We start from the raw sequence: 18,497 nt of genomic DNA, 5'->3' as shown, positions 1-18,497 counted from the left end.
GATCGTTCTCCGTCTTCTTCTGATGCGATGTCCAAAGGACGGAGCGTGCGGCGGCGAAGTTACGCGTCCTCACCGGTCTGTGATGCAGCGCAAAATAAAAACGCCCCGGGGCACCGGGGCGTTTTCGTAACCTGGAAGTGGCGTGTACGATTTAAGCGGCGACTTGCGTGGCCGAGTTCTCGATCACCTGTGCGCCTTGCGCACCGGTATTGATCGCAATCTGGCGCGGTTTCTTCGCCTCTGGAATCTCACGGACGAGGTCGACGTGAAGCAGGCCGTTCTCGAGCGAGGCGTCCTTCACCTGGACGAAGTCGGCAAGCTGGAATGCGCGCTCGAAGGCACGCGCGGCGATGCCGCGGTAGAGCACTTCGGCCTTGCTGTTCTCGTTGGCGACCTTCTCGCCCTTGATCGTCAGCGTGTTTTCCTTCGCGACGATCGAGAGCTCGTCCTTGGCGAAGCCCGAGACCGCAACGGTGATGCGGTAGGCGTTCTCGCCGGTACGCTCGATGTTGTAGGGGGGATAACCGGGGCTACCATCCGAACCGGCCTGGTCGAGCAGGCTGAAGAGGCGGTCGAAGCCGACAGTGGAACGATAGAACGGGGTGAGGTCGTAGGTACGCATGGTCAAGTCCTCCATTGAGCGACTGTTGGGTAACCCGCCCGCCAATCGGGCCGGGCTTTCGTCTGTGTGCAGCCTGATGTTCCGGTTTCGAAACACTGGTAGCGGCCTGCACCAAGGTGATATGGGTTCAGGGGAACGGCGTTCAAGAGGGCGGAATTGGCGCCTTTTCGGCGCTCCCGCTCCTGATTTGCAGCACGTCGCGCCCAACCACCTCCCATCATGACGCTGGTCTCGATCCCGTCCAATCCCGTCCCCGAAGACGTCGTCAGCGGTACCATCAAGACGCCGGATGGCGCCGAACTGCGCTTTGCGCGCTGGGCGCCGCCGGCGAACCGCAAGGGCACGGTCTGCGTCTTCACAGGACGCAGCGAGCAGATCGAGAAATATTTCGAGACCGTGCGCGATCTGCGCGACCGCGGCTTTGCGGTGGCCATGATCGACTGGCGCGGGCAGGGCCATTCCTCGCGCCGCCTGCGCGACCCGCGCAAGGGCTATGTACGCGACTTCTCCGATTTCGAGGTCGACGTGGAGGCCTTCGTGCAGCAGGTCGTGCTGCCCGATTGCCCACCGCCGTTCTTCGCGCTGGCCCACTCCATGGGCGGCACGGTGATGCTGCGGGTGGCGCATGCGGGCAAGCGCTGGTTCGACCGCATGGTGTTGTCGGCGCCGATGATCGACCTGCCCGGCCGCACCACCTCGCTTCCGGTGCGCGCGCTGCTCAAGACCATGCGCCTGCTCGGGCAGGGCGGCCGTTATGTCCCCGGCGGCAGCGACCGCCTCACCGGGCTCGATCCCTTCATCAACAATCCCGTGACCAGCGATCCGGTGCGCTATGCACGCAATGCCGCGATCCTGGAGGAGGATCCGACGCTCGGGCTGGCGTCACCGACGGTTGCCTGGGCCGATACCGCCTTCCGCGCGATGCACACCTTCAAGCGCACGAACTACCCCTCGCAGATCCGCCAGCCGATCCTGATGCTGGCGGCGTCCAACGACGCCGTGGTCTCGACCGCGGCGATCGAGGAGTTCGCCTATCACTTACGCGCCGGCTCCCATCTCGTGATCGCCGGCGCCAAGCACGAGATCCTCCAGGAGCAGGACCGCTACCGCTCCCAATTCTGGGCCGCCTTCGACGCCTTCGTGCCGGGCACGCCGCTGTTCAAGTGAGGGGGTCTTCTCCCTCTCCCCGCAAGCGGGCTAGCTAGGTGAAGATCAGCTACAACGTCTTCAGATACTCGATCAGATCGTAGCGCTCGGCATCGTCCTTGAACATCCGCCCGATCACGCCGTCGCGCTTCGGTTCGCCTTCCCTGCGCTCGAAGGAATGGCCGAGCACGCTGTTGCCCTGGATCGGGTCCTTCTCCGACCCCGCCGAGAACTGCGTTTCGCCCGTCTTGCACGTCTCATCCGCGGTCACCGCAAAGCCGACGGTCACGGGATCATAGTCGCGGCGGCCCATGCAGAATTTGGTCGGGCGCTCGCTCGCCGGCTTCAGCAACCAATAGAGCGAAGGCACCGAACCGTTGTGCAGGTAAGGCGCCGTTGCCCAGATGCCGTTCAACGGCCGCGCGCGATAGCGCGGGTCGGGCGCCGGATTGAGACAGTTCTTGCGCGCGAGATTCCATATTTTCGCCCGTTCGGCGTCCGGGACCTTCTCGTCGTCCATCCATTTGCGGGCGACGAGGTCGACCACCGTCATGAGGCCGAGCGCGTAGACCATCTCATTGGGCGATTTGCTCGCGGTCGGAATGTCGCATTGCCACCATGTCTGGAGGTCGGCCGTATTCACCTTCAGGAAGCCGGGCACGTCGACGATCCTGTTGCTGAGAACGAGGGATTGTTCGGGATCGGTGTTGATCTCCTTGAGGGGAATCGTGACCGCGTTCAGGACCTTGCTGTCGCCGCTCGGCTCCCAATGCTTCGATGACCAGAAGGCTGGGGTGTCGATGGCCGGAAGGTGGCACCCGGAGCACATCTCGGCGTAGATGGCGCGGCCGCGCTCGACGCGATCGGGCTTCAACCGCCATGCATCGCCGAGGATCTGCGAAGGCCATTTTGGCGCGAGCAGGCCGCCGAACTTCGGGCCGGCGGAAGGATCCGCGGGCTTGAAAGGATCGGGGCCTCTCAGCATGTCCTCGATCCAGCCGAGTGTCCTGATGTTCACGGAGGACCGCCACAGCCGGTCCTCCGGATAGGCGTCGGACAGGTTGAGCAGCGCCGTCACGCCGAGCGCTTCGCCGGCGTTGCGGATCAACGGCTGCTCGATCGAGGCGTCGTATTGGGCGAATTTGAACCAGGGCACGGTCCAGATCGCGGGGTAGCTGACCGGCGCATCCTGGGCGTGCAGGTTCTTCTCGAATCCCTTGATCCCGCTCAGCGCGAGATCCTGCGAGAAGACCTGGTTGCCGATGCGATTGAGGGCGTCGAGCCGGCCGAACCCTTCTTCCGTGTCCTGCTGCTGCCTGCCGTTCCAGGTCTTCTTGCTTTCAACCGTCTTTTGCTGGGTTTTCGCCCAGTCGATCAGGAATGTGCCGATCGCGCTGAGCTTCTGCTTGAGCGCGGCGCGGTCTGTCTTGCTGGCATCGGGGCCGAGCACGCGATCGGCAAAGCGCTGGAAGCGGAACGGGACATACAGCGTGTAGGCGATCGACAGGCCGGTCGAGAGTTCGAGCTTCTTCAGGTCGGTCATGGCCGGGCCGCCGTCGAAGCGCACGTCCACGCCCTGGTAATGGATCTGGCCGGTGTGGCAGGCCGCGCAGGTCAGCCCGATCTTGTCCTCCTCGCGACGGCCGGTCGCGGGATCGACGACGCCGGTCATCCGTGCGAAGCCGACCGGCAGTCCGTCGACGTTCTCCGCCGGCGTCCATCTGGTCGACCAGTCCGGCGCCTGCGTCGTTTCATAGACATTGGCGTAACCGAAGCGGCGCAGTGTCGTGGTGTCGGTCTGAACCGATTGCGGGCTAGGGATGAAGCCGAAGCGTTCGAGATAGGCGCTCTCCTTGATCATGCCCGGCTTCGAGAACAGATGGAGGCGCGGCTGCTCCAGCGCCATGAACCATTCATAGGGCACCGGGAAGGTCGCGGTGCCCTGACTGGCATGATGGAACCAGTGCCGGTCCTTCAGCGACCAGTTCTGCTCGAGCCAGAAGGCGGCCTTGGCCTCCGGGACCGCGGGCAAGGGCGGCGGCAAGAGATTTACGAGAATTCCCTTCTGCGGCAGCACGGCACGAACCTGATTGGGGAATTCGGCCACCGCGACGAGGGTAACGAGGCCAATGGCGATCAGCAGGGCTGCAAGCTTGAGGGCACCCCGCACCACGCGCTGGCAGGTCGACAGTATCGGTTGCGATACGAGCCGCTGGTTGATCCGCGCGGGGAGTTGCCGCTCGTTGAACAGCGTGCGGACGTCGGCAACGCCGAGATAGCGATCCTCGCCCGTGCCTTTGCCGATGATCTTCAGGAGGATTGGCCATTCGAACTTCATCAGCAGCGGGTAGTACCAGCGTGCGGCGCTGCCGGCGCGCTTGAGGTTGTCGCGCATGAAGATTTCGATTTCCGAGGCGTTGAGGCCCAGCTCGGAGCCGCCGTTCGGATCGGTGTAAGTCCGGCCGAAGCTCGCGAACCGCGCGATCTCGCCCTCGTTGACCTTGCCGTCGACGCCGAGGATGCGCGAGCCGGCACCGCGCTTGTCCAGCGGGCCGCCGCGCAGCGCATCGAGCTGTGCGCCCGAAAAGATGCTTTTGAGGATGTGACCGAGACCGTTGGCGATCAGCGCCACGCCGCGGACCTGGAGCCGGGCGGACGCCTTCTTCAGCCCGGTTTCGCCGGTCGCGTTCGCGATCGTCTCCGACAGCTTGCCGAGCGGGACAGTACCGCCCTCGACAAAGCCCTCGCCGACGAGGCCGCGCAGGAAGGGGCAGGGATTGTTCGGCGAGACCTGGATCGAGGGGGCGAGCGGCGGTTTCGAAACGGGGTCATGCATGGCCCAAAATCCTGAAAACAGCGAATCGTGAATGAGGCGCCGATCAAGCGCGGAAAGTTCAAACAAACCGACAACGTATTATACTACTTCAGCGTGTGGCGAAGTGTGGCCCAATTCACTGTCCCATCAACAAGGGCAGGCAGGTTCTGGCCAAAGAATTGAGGGAATGGCTGCGGGGGGCCTATGGCCTGCCCGTCAGGACTCGGCGGCGCGTTTGAGGTCGCTTTGCACCAGGGTCAGCTTGGCGAGCGGCACGCCGGCCTTCAGCAGCCCTTCGCGATAGTGGGCGAGATCCTCGGGCCGTTTCCAGTGGAAGTTGCGCAAGTGACGATCGACATTGAGAGTTGGGTAGTTGCCCATCAGCACGCCGGTCGCCTCGCTCGCCTCGGCGCTCCGCCCCAATTGTGCCAGGGCCGCGGCGCGGATCGCCAGCGCCTGCACGTGGTTCGGGTTGATGTAGAGCTGCTCGCGCGCCCATGACAGGGTCGCGTCATATTGGCGCAACAGATAATGACTGAAGGCGTTCAGCGCCGCCCATTGGTAGCGCGGGTCGCTGTTGTCGCGCTGCGCGGCCATCGAGAACAGCTCGATCGCCTCACGGTGCTCGCCGATGACGAAATGGCAGATGCCGAGCACACCGCGCGCGCCCATGTCGTAGGGATTGAGCGCGACTGCGCGCTTGGCCGCGTCCATCGCTGCCTCGTAATGCCCTTCCATGGCATGTGCCCAGGACAGGATGGAGAACGTAAAGGACGAGCGCGGGTCGAGCCGGACGCTGGTCTCAGCGAGGTTCATCGCCTCGGCCCACATCTCGCGCGTGCCCTTGACCCAGCCGAACTGGATGCTCTGGATCTGGATTGTGGCGAGATAGGCGTGCGCGATCGACAGTTTGGGATCGACCCTGATGGCTTCCCGGAACAGGTCGACGGCGGCAGTCAGGTCCTCCTTGGTCTGCCGGTAGTAATGCGACAGTCCCTTGAGGAAGCGATCCCAGGCGGTGACGTCCGTCGAGAGCCGCGCGGGCGCCGAGGCTTCCGCCCGGACGATCTCGGTGGCGATGGCGGCGGACAGATTGGTCGTGATCTCGTCCTGCATCGCGAAGAAGTCGCCGATGTCGCGGTCGTAGCGGCCGGTCCAGAGCTGCTCGCCGGTTTCCGGCGCGATCAGCTCGGCGGTGACGCGGATCTTGGCTCCGGCGCGCCGCACCGAACCCTGGACCAGGTAGGTGGCGTCGATCTCGCGTGCGATCAGGCGGGTGCTGGTGTTCGTGCCCTTGAAGGCGAAGGTCGAGTTGCGGCTCAGCACGCGATAGAAGGATTGCAGCGACAGCGCGTGGATCAGATCCTCGGTGAGGCCGTCGGAGAAATACTCGTCCTGGGCATCGCTGAGATTGGCGAAGGGCAGCACGCCGACGATCGCGGTGCGGTACTGCTGCGAGAGGGCGGACGCCTCCCGAAGCTCGGGCGCGAGCGCCGGCGCACCCTCGGCTGTCCAGGTCCAGACCCCGACCGGATCCTTGATGTTCTTGAAGCGATGATTGCCGGCATCGACCAGCGGCACGGTGAGATGCTTGCTCGCCTCCTTGTAGGCCTTGGCCGAGATCGCAAAGCCGCCGGGGCTCGCCACCGATTCCAGGCGGACGGCAATGTTGACATCGTCACCGAACACTTCGTCCTCGTCGGCAATGACGTCGCCCATGTGGATGCCGAGGCGGAACTGCATGGTGCGGTCGGCCGGCAGATGGCGGTTACGCTCCGCCATCAGCGTCTGCATCGCGATGGCGGCCTCGGTGGCGCCGACGATCGAGGGGAATTCCAGCAGGAAGCCGTCGCCGGTGTTCTTCACGACGCGGCCGCCGTGATTGAGGATGATGGGATGGATCGCGCTGCGATGGGCCTTGAAGGCAGCATGGGTGCCGGCCTCGTCGCTGCCCATCATGCGCGAATAGCCGGCGACATCGGCGCAGACGATGGCAGCCAGACGTCTTTCCATAGTCCCGGACTCCAAGGGAAGGCAAACCGGCCGCAGCGTGGCAGTCGCCTCGAATCCCGCATTTCAACAACCAGCCTTTATAATCCAGATGCGGCCGAGCGGAAGTATGATCCGTCCTGCAAATTCGAGGCAAATCCAACGCAATTCCGGCGGTGGACGGCGAGGGGCGAACCGACTAAGCGGAACTGCGACCGCCCGGACGGCGGCAGAGGCACCTCGCATGCTGGGCATTCACGAAATCTGGCTCTTCATCCTGTCGGGCGTGCTGCTCAACATCACGCCAGGGCCTGATTCCGTCTACGTCATTGGCCGCAGCATGCAGATGGGTTGGCGGGGCGGAGCCGCGGCCGCATTCGGCATCAGTTGCGGCTGTTTTGTTCATGTCGCGGCCGCTGCGATCGGCCTTTCGGCCCTGCTGATGGCCTCGTCGACCGCCTTCTCGATCCTGAAGCTGGTCGGCGCGGCCTATCTCGTGTTCACCGGGCTTCAGATGCTGTGGTCGCGCCCGGTGCTGGCGGCGGCGCTCGACGAGCCGGTGCGGAGCTCGCTGCGGCGGGTCTTCCTCCAGGGGGTCTTCACCAATGCGCTCAATCCCAAGGTCGCGCTGTTCTTCCTGGCCTTCCTGCCGCAATTCGTCGCAGCCGATTCCGCACACAAGCCGCTCGCCTTCCTGACGCTCGGCCTGATCTTCATCTTTACAGGGACGCTTTGGTGCCTGGTGCTGGCCGCGTTCGCGGCCAAAGCCGCCCACCGCCTGCGCGAGTCCGAAGGCGCGATCGCCTGGGTCAACCGCGCGCTCGGCGGCCTCTTCATCTATCTCGGCATCCGCGTCGCCATGCTGGAGACGCGGTAAGCTCATTCGAACGAATGATGGGAGCCGGGGTCGTGCAACCCAGCCTGCAAACGCTCTACGCAAACTCCTTCGCCAGCGCGCTGCCGGCGAGATAAACGCCGAGCAGGATCATCGCGATCAGGAACCAGCGGCGGAACGCTTCGGCCGGCATTCGTGCGCGTACCGATTGGCCGACGAACATGCCGGCAAAGGCCATGGCCATGCCAACGGCGCCGGGCACGGCATTGGCCGGCGTCAGCAATCCGCTGGCGGTGAGGTTGAAGGCGAGCGCCAGCGTCGCCGTCGTGAAGAACACGCCGAGCGCCTGCACCAGCTCGTCCTTCTCCATGCCGATCGCCTGCATGAACGGCATCGAGGGGATGACCTGCACGCCTGTCGAGGCCGAGATCACGCCGGTGATCACGCCGACCACGCCGCCGACCCATTTCTCGTTCTTCGGCGCGACGTGGAACTGGAATTTGTTCAGCCCGATGATGGCGTAGATCACCAGGAGGACGCCGAGCACGATCGTGCCATAGCGGGCATGCGGGCCGGTCAGCGCGCCGGCATTGAGCCAGCAGCCGATCACGGTGCCGATCATCAACGGCCACAGCCGCCTCAGGATGTCGCGCAGATAGGGGCCGACGAAGGTCTGCCAGATGTTGGTGACGATGGCGGGCACGATGACGATGGCGATCGCGCGGCTTGGTGCCATGCTCACCGCGAGCAGGCCCATGGACACCGTCGGCAGGCCGAGCCCGACCACGCCCTTGACGAATCCGGCGAGGAGGAAGACGGCGGCGATGAGGATGAGAAGCGGGTCGACCATCCGGGCACATTGACCGAAGCCGCGCCGGCGCACAATCTGGAGGTTACGGAGTAAGCCTTCGTTTCAGACGAAGTCTGCGGAGACCTGCCATGCGTTTCGACCTCGTCGACCTCCAGCTCTTCATCGCGGTCGCCGACCAGCGCAGCATCACCCGCGGCGCGGAGCGGTCGCATCTGGCCCTGGCCTCGGCCAGCGCGCGCATCAAGGGGCTGGAGGACGCGCTTGGCGTCGCGCTGCTCAAGCGCGGACGGCGCGGCGTCGAACTGACCGCGGCCGGCGAGAGCCTGCTCGACCATGCGCGGCTCGTGATCCACCAGATCGACGCCATGCGCGGCGATCTCGCCGGCTTTGCCTCGGGCGTGCGCGCCAGCGTGCACTTCCTCGCCAACACGTCGGGCCTGTCGGAGCATCTGCCGAAGGCGCTGGCCGGCTTCCTGCGCGAGCATCGCGATGTCGCAGTCGACATCGAGGAGCGCGAAAGCACCGACATCGCAGCCGCAATCACCGCGGGCGCGGCCGATCTCGGCTTCGCCGCCGAGCACGCGCTGCCCGACCACATCGAGCGCTTCCTGTTCAGCGAGGATCGCCTGGCGCTGGTGACGTCGAAACGTGGCCCGTTCGCCGGCCGCCGCCAGATTGACTTCCAGGAAGCGGGGACGTGCGACTTCGTCGGCCTGACCAGCGCCACCGCGCTCCAGATGCATATTTCGAAGCACGCGGCGAGGCTCGGCATGCGCCCGCATTTCCGCGCGCGCCTGCGCGATTTCGACGCGATCTGCCAGATGGTCGCCGCCGATGTCGGCGTTGCCCTCGTGCCCGAAGCCGCCGCCCGCCGCTGCGCGAAGCTGATGCCGCTCGCCATCGTCCGCCTGCGCGATGCCTTCGCCAACCGCCGCCTCGTAATCTGCGCGCGCAGCTTCAAGGCGCTGCCGCGGCCGGCGAAGCTGCTGGTGGAGCATTTAAGGGCGGAGGCGGTGTGAAGCACCACAATCTCGTCATGCCCGGGCTTGTCCCGGGCATCCACGTTCTTCGTACCTGGAGGATGGCATGGATGGCCGGGACAGGCCCGGCCATGACGGTGTGGTGTCTACTTCGCCGTCTCCACGCCGGCGTCCTTGATCACCTTCGCCCACTTCTTCGTCTCGTCCGCGATGAACTGCCGGAAATGCTCCGGCTCGTCGCCGACCAGCGTCGCGCCTTGCGCCGCGAGCTTCTCCTTCACCGCCGGATCCGCCATGGCGTTCGTGGCCAGGCCGTGCAGCGCGGAGACGATCTCGTTCGGCGTGCCCTTCGGCGCGACCATGCCGTACCAGTTCTCGACGCGCAGATCGGGAAAACCGGCTTCCGAGAGGGTCGGCACATCGGGTGCCGTCGGCGCGCGCGCGGCCGAGCCGATCGCGATCGGCCGCAAGGCGCCCGCCTTGACCTGCGGCAGCAGCACGGGGAGATCGAGGAACGTCATCTGCACCTGCTGGCCGAGCAGATCGTTCACCGCCGGCGCCGCGCCGCGATAGGGCACGTGCACGATGTCGATCCTGGCCGTCAGCCTGAACAATTCACCGGCAAGGTGCGGCAGGCTGCCGGGACCGGAGGAGGCAAAGTTGAGCTTTCCGGGCTGCGCCTTGGCCAGCGCAATCAGCTCGCCGATGTCCTTCGCCGGCACGTTGGTGGCGACCACGAGCATTTCCGGCACGGTCGCGACCAGCGTCACCGGCGTGAGATCGCTCAAGGTGTCGTAGGCGACCTTGTCCATGCTCGGGCTGATCGCGAGCGCGCCGGCGCTGGAAATCGCGATGGTGTAACCGTCCGGCGCGGCCTTCGACACCGCGTCGGTGCCGAGCACGCCGCCCTGGCCGCCGCGATTGTCGATCAGCACCGGCTGGCCTGACAGCTCCGACATGCGCTGGCCGATCACACGCGCGATGATGTCGTTGGGCCCGCCGGCCGGGAACGGCACGATCAGCTTGATCGGTTTGGTGGGAAAATTCTGCGCGGACGCCAGCGTCGGCAGCAGAAGCAGGATTGCGAGGAGGAGCGTGCGGCGAGTTTTCATGCAGGCTCCCCGCCCTCTTACCCGTTGAGCAGTTTCAGTGCTTCTTCGTGAACTCTGGCGTCGCCGGCCGCTACGATGCGGCCGCCGCCCTGGGCCGGCTGGCCTTCCCAGGTGGTGACGACGCCGCCGGCGCCGGTCACGATCGGGATCAGCGCCGCGATATCGTAAGGCTTGAGCTCGGTCTCGACCACGAGATCGACATGGCCTGCCGCCAGCATGCAATAGGAGTAGCAGTCGCCGCCATAGCGCGACAGGCGGGCGCCCTTCTCGATACGGCTGAAAATGGCGCGGTCGCGCTCGTTCATCAGCAGCGGGCTGGTGGTGTAGGTCGTGGCCTCCGAAAGCGAGGCGCAGCGGCGGACCTGAAGCCGGCGCTCGCCGGACGGGCCCTTGTAGATGGCCGAACCATTGTCGCCGGAGAAACGCTCGCCGATGAAGGGCTGGTGCATCATGCCGTACACCGGCACACCCTTGTGCAGCAGTGCGATCAGCGTCCCCCAGATCGGAAAGCCGCCGATGAAGGATTTGGTGCCGTCGATGGGGTCGAGCACCCAGACATAGTCGGCGTCCTCGCGCTCGTTGCCGAATTCCTCGCCGACGATGCCGTGCTGGGGGAAGTTGGCCTTGATCAGGCGCCGCATCACCGCCTCGGCGGCGCGATCGGCCTCCGTGACGGGGTCGAATTCCCGGGTCTTGCTCTTGTCGTCGATCGACAGCGAGGTGCGGAAGAACGGCAGGATGGTTTCGCCGGAGGCGGTGGCGAGCCGTCCGATGAAGGCGGAGAAGTCGATCACCGTCACAGGCCGAATCCTCAAAGCGAAAGTGGAATGAAGCTCCTTCTTGCCTAGCTCAATTCTCAGCCCGCGTGCAGCGCTGTCTTGAATTTGCACCCTGGTATTTTGGATGCAGAAGCTCGCTGCCCCATCCAAGTCACCTGCTGGCCAAATATCGATCATAGAGTTGAAAACTTAGTTCCGATCATGCCTTGTTCGTATGCAAATGACTATCAACCCATTGAATTTCCTTATCAAAGAAACTGAATCTGGGTTTCCGTAGAAGCAATTGAGCCATGTGCAGATTGCATGGGAAACGGCTCAAAAGCCCTTGCACTTTGTGCGGCGCGGTCGCATATTGTTGCGGTGCGGTAGCGCTCTGCGTTACCGCTGCCCTCCTTGGGCGTTTCCTCCCTAGACTTGGGCCGCTTCTTCATCAGAAGCGGCCCTTTTTTCTTTGAGCAGGTGTTTTCTTTCTTTGCGCAGGTGTCTTCGTTTCGAAGTGCGCAGCGAAAGCGAAGCGAAGACGCGTTCGCGCCAGTCAAGCACAACACGATCTGACGAAAGAAATGCCGGCGCCTATTCCGCCGCGGCCTGGAACGGGCCGAGATCGCCGAACGGAATCGTGGTCGCCAGCACGTCGGCGAGAACGCCGAAGTCGGACGCCACTTGCGCAAAGCGCGCACCCCGCTCGCGCCGCCGCTCATCCATATAGATCGCGCGGTTGAGCTCGAGCTGCACCGCGTGCAGGCCGCTCGCGGGATTGCCGTAATGCTCGGTGATGAAGCCGCCCGCATAGGGCTTGTTGCGGCCGATCGAATAGCCGAGCCCGGTCATGGTCTCCTCGACCCGGTCGGGCAGCAGCGGGGTGCAGCTCGTGCCGTAGCGGTCGCCGATCACGACGTCGGGCCGGCGCGGCTCGTCCCTGCTCACGCCGACCGAAGGCATCGAATGGCAGTCGACCAGCACCACGGTGCCGAACATCTGGTGCACCTTGTTGATCAGCCGGCGCAGCGCGCGGTGGTAGGGCTTGTACAGCGTCTCGATCCGCCCCAGCGCATCGTCGACCAGGAGGCGCTCGCGGTAGATCTCCTGGCCGTCGCCGACCACGCGCGGAATGGTGCCGAGACCGCCGGCGACCCGCATCGAGCGGGTATTGGCAAAGCTCGGCAGCCGTCCGCTGAACATGCGGGGATCGAGCTCATAGGGCTCGCGGTTGACGTCGACATAGGAGCGGGGAAAGTTGACCCGCACGGTCGGAAAGCCGCGCTCGCTGAGATGGCCGATCAGCTCGTCCATGAAGGAATCTTCGGACCGCCGCAGCGTCGGCAGGTCGATTCTGGACGCCGCGAGGAATTCGTCCGGATAGGTCGAGCCGGAATGGGGCGAGTTGAAGATGACGGGCGCGCGCCATTGCGCGGGCTCAAAGATCTCGAAGGCTGGCGACATCTCGCCGTCAAACCGGGTCATCTTCTCAGGCTTCGTCCCTTCGCGCCGGGATCTGGCAGTGGCCAGACCGCATCGATTCGGCCGATCGAGCGGCTCTTATGTGTCGTCATTGTCGGGAATCGCAACCATTCTGCCAAGCGAAAAGATGTGATGGTCATTGGAACACGTCTTAACCGTGTGGGCAGGGAGGCGGGGATGGGCCGGCGCGGCTCGATTGCTTCGAGCGGTTTTCCGGTTCACAAGAGTCTGGCAGCGCGGCTGGCTCAGGGTAAAGATTTTCACCCCAAATTTACCCTCTGTCGGGCTTAGTGATCTCTGCTGATATCCTCTGGGGATGCGACGATTCCTGCCATGCCAAAGATCCTGCTCGCCGAAGACGACAACGACATGCGCCGTTTCCTGGTCAAGGCGCTGGAAAACGCCGGTTTTCAGGTATCGTCCCATGACAACGGCATGGCCGCCTATCAACGGCTGCGGGAAGAGCCGTTCGAGATGCTGCTCACCGACATCGTGATGCCGGAGATGGACGGCATCGAGCTTGCCCGCCGGGCCTCGGAACTCGATCCCGACATCAAGATCATGTTCATCACCGGCTTCGCCGCGGTCGCCCTGAACTCGGATTCGGACGCCCCCAAGAACGCCAAGGTGCTGTCCAAGCCCGTGCATCTGCGCGAATTGGTCAGCGAAGTGAACAAGATGCTGGCCGCCTAAATCGGCCTTGTTCCGTCCTTGCACAGGGTCTCCTCGTCCGTTATAGGGACCCCACCCGACGCAAGTGGACTATTAGGGCGCGTAGCTCAGCGGGAGAGCACTACCTTGACATGGTAGGGGTCACAGGTTCGATCCCTGTCGCGCCCACCACGCTTCGCCTACGGCTTCGCGTGGCACAGCCCAGCTGATGGCGGCGAAGCGTGTCCGGCGCAGCTCGAAGGTAGAAACCCTCACCTGTCCTTGCCTTCGAGTAGCAGGCCCTTCAACCCGGTCGGATAGAGGCAGGGTCCACCCTCGGCGTCGAGCTCGGCGAGGTCGAACCAGCGCGCGATGATCTCCTCACCGTTGTCCTCGCGGAAGTCGATGCGGTCCTGACCGGCGAACGCACCATCCGGGAATGCGACCTCCACGATGAACATCACCTCGTGGCCGGTCGCGCCCTCGTGCACGAAGATGTTCTCCATCACCAGCGGCTCGCTCGTGATGCTGACGTCGATGCCGAGCTCCTCGTCGAACTCTCGGATGAGAGCCGCCTGCCAGCTCTCGCCGAACTCGATTTCGCCGCCGAGCGGGCGTACGCCCTTGATCCGGTTCGCATCATCGCGAATCTCGGCCGCGAGCAGCCGGCCGTCGCGCCAGTGCAGTCCGAGCGCGACGACGCGGATGTGAGGATGCGGGCGCCATGTGGTCATGGAGGATCGTTATCGCGCCTGCCAGCACTGCGCAATTCGGGCAGGCAAGTGTCGCCGGCCGAGCCCGCCCCATCTCCGATCTGCCCAAGCTTCGCAGCCTTGATCCGCGGCGTGTCGGCTGCCAATGTCCAGTCCACCACAGCGACGACAATCCGGCGCCTTGCCCTTCAGCGCAATGCATCGTTCGCCGGACTTTGACGAGGCAGGGCATCGAGATGAGCGGCGTGAACAAGCCCGGCGGAAACTATTTGCCGGTAATCATCCATGGCGGACTCGCCTATGTCAGTGGCCAGCTGCCGCGTCGCGGCGAAGATCTGCTGTATGTGGGCAAGGTCGGAGCAGGCGTCGATGTCGCGTCCGCGCAAGAGGCTGCTGCGCTCTGCGCCGATCTCTGCGTTTCCGCCATCAACCATGCAACAGGCGGCGAGGACAGGATCGTCCAGGTCCTGCAGCTCGTGGGCTACGTCGCCTCGGCGCCCGGATTCACCCAGCAGTCGCAGGTCATGAACGGTGCCTCCGACCGGCTGATCGAATGCCTCGGCGAGCGCGGTCGTCATACGCGCACGTCCGTCGGCGTCGCCGAGCTGCCGCGAGGAGCGCCGGTCGAGTTGAGCATGATCGCCGCTGTTCGGTCGTAGCAGGCAGCCTTATCCCACGAGGTATTTGGCGACCGCTGCCTCGTCCCACCCGATCCCGTTGCCGGGCTCTTCGTTCGGCAGTGCAAAGCCGTCCTTGATCGTCAGCCGCGTCGACAGTACCGCGTCGGCCCAATCGACATATTCCAGCCAATGCGCCGTCGGCGTTACGCAAAGCAGATGCGCGCTGACTTCCGAGAACAGATGCGTTGACATCTCGATGCCGGCGGCATGGGCGAGCGCGGCGGCGCGCAGCCAGCCGGTGACGCCGCCGATGCGCTGCACGTCGGGCATCACGTAGTCGCAGGCTTCCGCCGAGAGCGCGGATTGCATCGAAAAGGCGCTGTCAAAGTTCTCGCCGATCTGGACGGGCGTGCGCAGTGCGTCCGCAATGCGGGCGCAGCCGGCATAATCGTCGTGGCGGATCGGCTCCTCGATCCAGGTCAGGCCCTCGTCGTCGAGCATCTCGCCGCGGCGGATCGCCTCCGTCACCGTCAGCGCCTGGTTGTAGTCGCACATCAGCGTCACATGATCGCCGATGGCCTTGCGCACGGCGCGGACCACGGCGAGGTCTTCGCGCGCATCGGGCCGGCCGACGCGGATCTTGGCGGCCTGGAATCCTTCGGCCAGCAGCTTGTGTGCCTCCTCGACCGCGGCCCCCGCCGGCATGATGCCGAGACCCTTCGAATTGTAGGCCCTCACCGGCTTCGGCGCGCCGCCGAGCAGCCGGGCCAGCGGCAGGCCCTTGGCTCGTGCGAGCGCGTCCCAGGCGGCCATGTCGATGCCGGATTGCGCCAGCCGCTGCAGGCCGGCGAGGCCGAGCAGGGTGAAGCGCTGGGTCAGCTTGCGTTCGATCTCGAACGGCAGCAGCTCGTCGCCGGCGAGCAGCTCTGACATTTCCGTGACCATCGCCGTCAGCGGCTTCAACGCCGATGGCGTGATCGAGAACAGATAGGCGTGCCCGACCGCGCCCCGGTCGGTCTCGCAGTCGATCAGCACCAGTGGCGCCCTGGCGACTGAGCCGGTCGAGGTCTGCAGCGGCAGGTTCATCGGCACGATCACGGGCCGCGCATGGAAGCGTTTGATGCGAATGGTCTCGGTCATGGGTCTCTCCCGGCGGGGCGGATGCAGGTCGGCCCCGATCTTAAGCATCCGTGATCAAACGAAAAGCCGTCTTGCCCGACCACCATAGAATTGGGTTGCGCCGGCCGTCGTTTATTGGCTCTGTGCCGCGGCATTCCTTGTCGCATATTTCGGGCAATTTGCGACAAAATCGCTTACAACGGAGCCACAGAGTGAAACGAGAGATCTCCGAAGAACAGCGCAAGAGCGGCCTGCTCACGGGCACCGTGATCGCATTCCTCCTGCTCGCTTTGCCGCTCGCGGTGTGGCTGGACCTGACCGAGCTGAGCAAGACGGCGCTGCGCCGGCAGGCGGTCGATCTCAATTCGGTCATCACCAGCGTGCGCGGCTATTACGCCTCCAACGTGGTCGGGCGCGTGCTGGCCAACCCCGATGGCACCACCAAGGTCGTGCACAATTACGAATCCATCCCCGGCGCGATCCCGATCCCGGCGACGCTGTCACTGGAACTCGGACGGGTGATCGGGGCGCAGCAGGAGAACATCACCTACCGCTTCGTCTCCGATTTCCCGTTCCAGAACCGCGCCCCGCACCAGCTCGACAAGTTCGAGAAGGATGCGCTCGATGCGCTGCGGAAAGATCCCGAGCAGAAGATCGTGGAGACGGAGACTTCGCTGTTCAACGACAAGGTCCGCCTCGTCGCCCCCGTCACGATGGGCCCGGCCTGCGTGAGCTGCCACAACAGCCATCCCGAGAGCCCGAAGAGGGATTGGAAGGTTGGCGACGTCAGAGGCATCCAGGAGGTGATCATCGCGCAGCCGATCGCCGCCAACATCTTCTCGTTTAAGTTCCTGCTGGCCTATTTCCTGATCGCCGCGGGCAGCGGCCTGGCGTTCCTGTCGCTGCAGCGCCGCCAGGCCAGCCGCATCAAGGGCATGAACAAGGAGCTCGAATCCGCCAACGACTTCCTGGCCTCGCTGTCGATGAAGATCTCGCGCTACATCCCGCCCCAGGTCTACAAGAGCATCTTCTCCGGCCAGAAGGACGTCACCATTCACACCGAGCGCAAGAAGCTCACCATTTTCTTCTCCGACATCCAGAATTTTACGGCGACTGCCGAGCGGCTGCAGCCGGAGCAATTGACCCAGCTCCTCAATGAATATTTCACCGAGATGTCGGCGATCGCGCACGAATATGGCGGCACCATCGACAAGTTCATCGGCGATGCCATGCTGATCTTTTTCGGCGATCCCGAGAGCAGGGGTGATCGCGCCGATGCGCAGGCGTGCCTGCAGATGGCATGGCGCATGCAACAGCGCCTTTCCGAGCTGAATGCGAAATGGCGGGCGTCCGGCATCGAGCAGCCGTTCCGCTCGCGCATGGGCATCAATTCCGGCTATTGCAATGTCGGCAATTTCGGCAGCAGCGACCGCATGGATTACACCATCATCGGTGCGGAGGCGAACCTCGCCGCGCGCCTGCAGTCGATCGCCGAACCCGGCGGCATCGTGCTGAGCTACGAGACCTTCGCGCTCGTCACCGACATCGTCCGCGCCCACGCCCTGCCGGCGATCACGATGAAGGGCATCAGCCGCGAGGTCATTCCCTATTCCGTCGACGCACTGAACGACGCGGCGGCGGAGCGCAGCGGCGTCATCACCGAGCGCGCGCCGGGGCTGGAGCTTTATCTGGATCCGGCCGTGGTGAAGTCCGGCGATGCCGCCCGCGTGCGCTCGCTGCTGGAAAACGCGCTGGCCTCGCTGAAGCCGGCGTGAACGAGCGGTTCTCTGATCGGAAGAGTCCCCACAGCAAATAGTGTGAGCAGTCGATAAGCGAGCAGCGACTCGCCTACGGCAGCCCCCGCGCCTCCAGCTGCTTCACCAGCAGCATTGTCGGCTCCGCAAGACTGTCGCCGGAGCCGTCGAGGCCGAAGGCGCTCGCGATGCCGTCGCGGCTGCGCAGCAGCGAGGCGCGCGGGCAGTGGCCGGCGCCGCAGAGGGTCTTCTTCAGGGTCTCGCCCTGCGCGACGACACCGGCGGAATCGTCCGCAGCCCAGGCCAGCACGATCGGCACATCGACATTAAGGATGCCGGGGAAGACCGAGCGGGTGTTGTACTGGCTGGCGTCGCCGCCGAGATAGGCCTTCTCGCTGTCGCTGGCGTCCTTGCCGACGCGGTAGATGCCGGACACCAGCACGACGGCAGCGACATCGGCGCGGTCGGCCTGGAGCTCGGGATGCGCCAGCAGGGTTGCGACATGGAACGCGCCGGCGCCGTAGCCGATCGCGACGATCTCGCGGGCATCGCCGTTGAACAGGTCGATATTTCCGTGGACCCAGGACAGCGCCGCCGCCACGTCGGTTGCTCCCATCGGCCAGGTCGCGCCGGGAGCCAGGCGATAGTTGACGCGCACCCCGATCATCTCGTTGCGGGCGGCAAAGCACATGACCTGGTCCTGGATCTGGCGCGATAGCTCAGGCGCGGCGTGGTCCCCAGTGAACGTGTCGCCGGCCACGAACAGCAGCACCGGCCGCGGCGTATCCGCCTTGGTCGTGCTGGCGGCGACGTCGAGCACGTTGGCTTCGCTCTCGCCGTAGCGCAGGCCCCGGGAGAAGGTGACCTGCTCGCACAGCCGCGCGGTGCCGCCAGCCGTGGTGTCGGAATCGGTCAGGCCTGTCCGAACGAGGTCGGAGGGCGCCGTCAACCGCGCCGGCAACGGGCCATGCGCGGAGGCGGTCGTGATGGTCAGAAACAGGAAAAAAGCGAGGTAATTCTTCATTTCGATGCCGGCCTTGCGCCCCTCATATTGGTTCGCAGGTTTGGCCTGTCTTTTCAATTCGCCTTA

At 64.7% G+C, this 18,497-nt stretch carries 16 protein-coding genes and 1 tRNA gene; 7 read left to right on the top strand and 10 right to left on the bottom strand.

Annotation, left to right across the window (positions count from 1 at the left end):
• Nucleotides 1-151: 151 nt before the first annotated feature.
• Nucleotides 152-622, bottom strand: a complete 471-nt coding sequence (locus IVB24_RS37250) for an Hsp20 family protein (protein ID WP_247771533.1) — start codon at nucleotides 620-622, stop codon at nucleotides 152-154.
• Between the two features lie 219 nt (nucleotides 623-841).
• Here IVB24_RS37250 and IVB24_RS37245 point away from each other — a divergent pair, with 219 nt between their 5' ends.
• Nucleotides 842-1,789: an alpha/beta hydrolase gene (locus IVB24_RS37245; RefSeq protein WP_094973187.1), complete on the top strand. Its 948-nt coding sequence runs from the start codon at nucleotides 842-844 to the stop codon at nucleotides 1,787-1,789.
• 49 nt (nucleotides 1,790-1,838) lie between these two features.
• Here the strand turns inward: IVB24_RS37245 and IVB24_RS37240 are convergent, their stop codons facing one another.
• Both IVB24_RS37240 and IVB24_RS37235 read right to left on the bottom strand, forming a co-directional pair.
• Nucleotides 1,839-4,604 carry a di-heme-cytochrome C peroxidase gene (locus tag IVB24_RS37240; RefSeq protein WP_247771532.1) on the bottom strand — a complete coding sequence of 922 codons (2,766 nt, stop codon included), beginning with the start codon at nucleotides 4,602-4,604 and terminating at the stop codon, nucleotides 1,839-1,841.
• Between the two features lie 195 nt (nucleotides 4,605-4,799).
• Complete coding sequence (locus IVB24_RS37235; RefSeq protein ID WP_247771531.1) at nucleotides 4,800-6,596, bottom strand: tetratricopeptide repeat protein; 1,797 nt, start codon at nucleotides 6,594-6,596, stop codon at nucleotides 4,800-4,802.
• Between the two features lie 220 nt (nucleotides 6,597-6,816).
• Between IVB24_RS37235 and IVB24_RS37230 the strand changes: the two genes are divergently transcribed.
• Nucleotides 6,817-7,449 carry a LysE family translocator gene (locus tag IVB24_RS37230; protein WP_094973184.1) on the top strand — a complete coding sequence of 211 codons (633 nt, stop codon included), beginning with the start codon at nucleotides 6,817-6,819 and terminating at the stop codon, nucleotides 7,447-7,449.
• A gap of 55 nt (nucleotides 7,450-7,504) precedes the next feature.
• On the opposite strand, the gene IVB24_RS37225 is transcribed toward IVB24_RS37230, so the two are convergent.
• The gene (locus IVB24_RS37225) at nucleotides 7,505-8,257 is read right to left on the bottom strand and encodes a sulfite exporter TauE/SafE family protein (RefSeq protein ID WP_247771530.1); all 753 of its coding nucleotides are present in this window, start codon (nucleotides 8,255-8,257) and stop codon (nucleotides 7,505-7,507) included.
• Between the two features lie 89 nt (nucleotides 8,258-8,346).
• On the opposite strand from IVB24_RS37225, the gene IVB24_RS37220 reads away from it, so the two are divergent.
• Nucleotides 8,347-9,237 (top strand): LysR substrate-binding domain-containing protein, encoded by an 891-nt coding sequence (locus tag IVB24_RS37220; protein WP_094973182.1) that lies wholly within the window; start codon nucleotides 8,347-8,349, stop codon nucleotides 9,235-9,237.
• 107 nt (nucleotides 9,238-9,344) lie between these two features.
• On the opposite strand, the gene IVB24_RS37215 is transcribed toward IVB24_RS37220, so the two are convergent.
• The 3 genes from IVB24_RS37215 to IVB24_RS37205 all read right to left on the bottom strand — a co-directional run bounded on the left by IVB24_RS37215 (nucleotide 9,345) and on the right by IVB24_RS37205 (nucleotide 12,553).
• Nucleotides 9,345-10,310 (bottom strand): tripartite tricarboxylate transporter substrate binding protein, encoded by a 966-nt coding sequence (locus IVB24_RS37215; protein WP_247771529.1) that lies wholly within the window; start codon nucleotides 10,308-10,310, stop codon nucleotides 9,345-9,347.
• Between the two features lie 17 nt (nucleotides 10,311-10,327).
• Entirely contained in the window at nucleotides 10,328-11,110 is a 783-nt protein-coding gene (hisN, locus tag IVB24_RS37210; protein WP_094973180.1) for a histidinol-phosphatase, read from the bottom strand.
• A 552-nt stretch (nucleotides 11,111-11,662) separates the two neighbouring features.
• Nucleotides 11,663-12,553: an N-formylglutamate amidohydrolase gene (locus tag IVB24_RS37205; RefSeq protein WP_212280575.1), complete on the bottom strand. Its 891-nt coding sequence runs from the start codon at nucleotides 12,551-12,553 to the stop codon at nucleotides 11,663-11,665.
• A gap of 330 nt (nucleotides 12,554-12,883) precedes the next feature.
• Here IVB24_RS37205 and IVB24_RS37200 point away from each other — a divergent pair, with 330 nt between their 5' ends.
• Complete coding sequence (locus IVB24_RS37200; RefSeq protein ID WP_007597092.1) at nucleotides 12,884-13,243, top strand: response regulator; 360 nt, start codon at nucleotides 12,884-12,886, stop codon at nucleotides 13,241-13,243.
• Nucleotides 13,244-13,318: 75 nt separating this feature from the next.
• Nucleotides 13,319-13,393 (top strand) — tRNA-Val (locus IVB24_RS37195).
• Nucleotides 13,394-13,473: 80 nt separating this feature from the next.
• Here the strand turns inward: IVB24_RS37195 and IVB24_RS37190 are convergent.
• A complete protein-coding gene (locus tag IVB24_RS37190; RefSeq protein ID WP_166467240.1) occupies nucleotides 13,474-13,935 on the bottom strand; it encodes an NUDIX hydrolase in 462 nt (153 codons plus the stop codon).
• 215 nt (nucleotides 13,936-14,150) lie between these two features.
• On the opposite strand from IVB24_RS37190, the gene IVB24_RS37185 reads away from it, so the two are divergent.
• Nucleotides 14,151-14,573 (top strand): RidA family protein, encoded by a 423-nt coding sequence (locus IVB24_RS37185; RefSeq protein ID WP_247771528.1) that lies wholly within the window; start codon nucleotides 14,151-14,153, stop codon nucleotides 14,571-14,573.
• Between the two features lie 9 nt (nucleotides 14,574-14,582).
• Here IVB24_RS37185 and IVB24_RS37180 read toward each other — a convergent pair whose 3' ends face one another.
• Nucleotides 14,583-15,674: an enolase C-terminal domain-like protein gene (locus IVB24_RS37180; protein WP_247771527.1), complete on the bottom strand. Its 1,092-nt coding sequence runs from the start codon at nucleotides 15,672-15,674 to the stop codon at nucleotides 14,583-14,585.
• 191 nt (nucleotides 15,675-15,865) lie between these two features.
• Between IVB24_RS37180 and IVB24_RS37175 the strand changes: the two genes are divergently transcribed.
• Nucleotides 15,866-17,428, top strand: coding sequence for an adenylate/guanylate cyclase domain-containing protein (locus IVB24_RS37175; protein ID WP_162308345.1), 1,563 nt, complete (start codon nucleotides 15,866-15,868; stop codon nucleotides 17,426-17,428).
• 73 nt (nucleotides 17,429-17,501) lie between these two features.
• Here IVB24_RS37175 and IVB24_RS37170 read toward each other — a convergent pair whose 3' ends face one another.
• Nucleotides 17,502-18,431 (bottom strand): carboxylesterase family protein, encoded by a 930-nt coding sequence (locus IVB24_RS37170; protein ID WP_346771386.1) that lies wholly within the window; start codon nucleotides 18,429-18,431, stop codon nucleotides 17,502-17,504.
• Between the last annotated feature and the right edge of the window lie 66 nt (nucleotides 18,432-18,497).

It is taken from the genome of Bradyrhizobium sp. 192, assembly GCF_023100965.1.
GTDB classification, from domain to species: domain Bacteria; phylum Pseudomonadota; class Alphaproteobacteria; order Rhizobiales; family Xanthobacteraceae; genus Bradyrhizobium; species Bradyrhizobium symbiodeficiens.
Note: the sequence above shows the minus strand (reverse complement) of the source record. Positions and strands in the feature narration are given on the sequence as shown.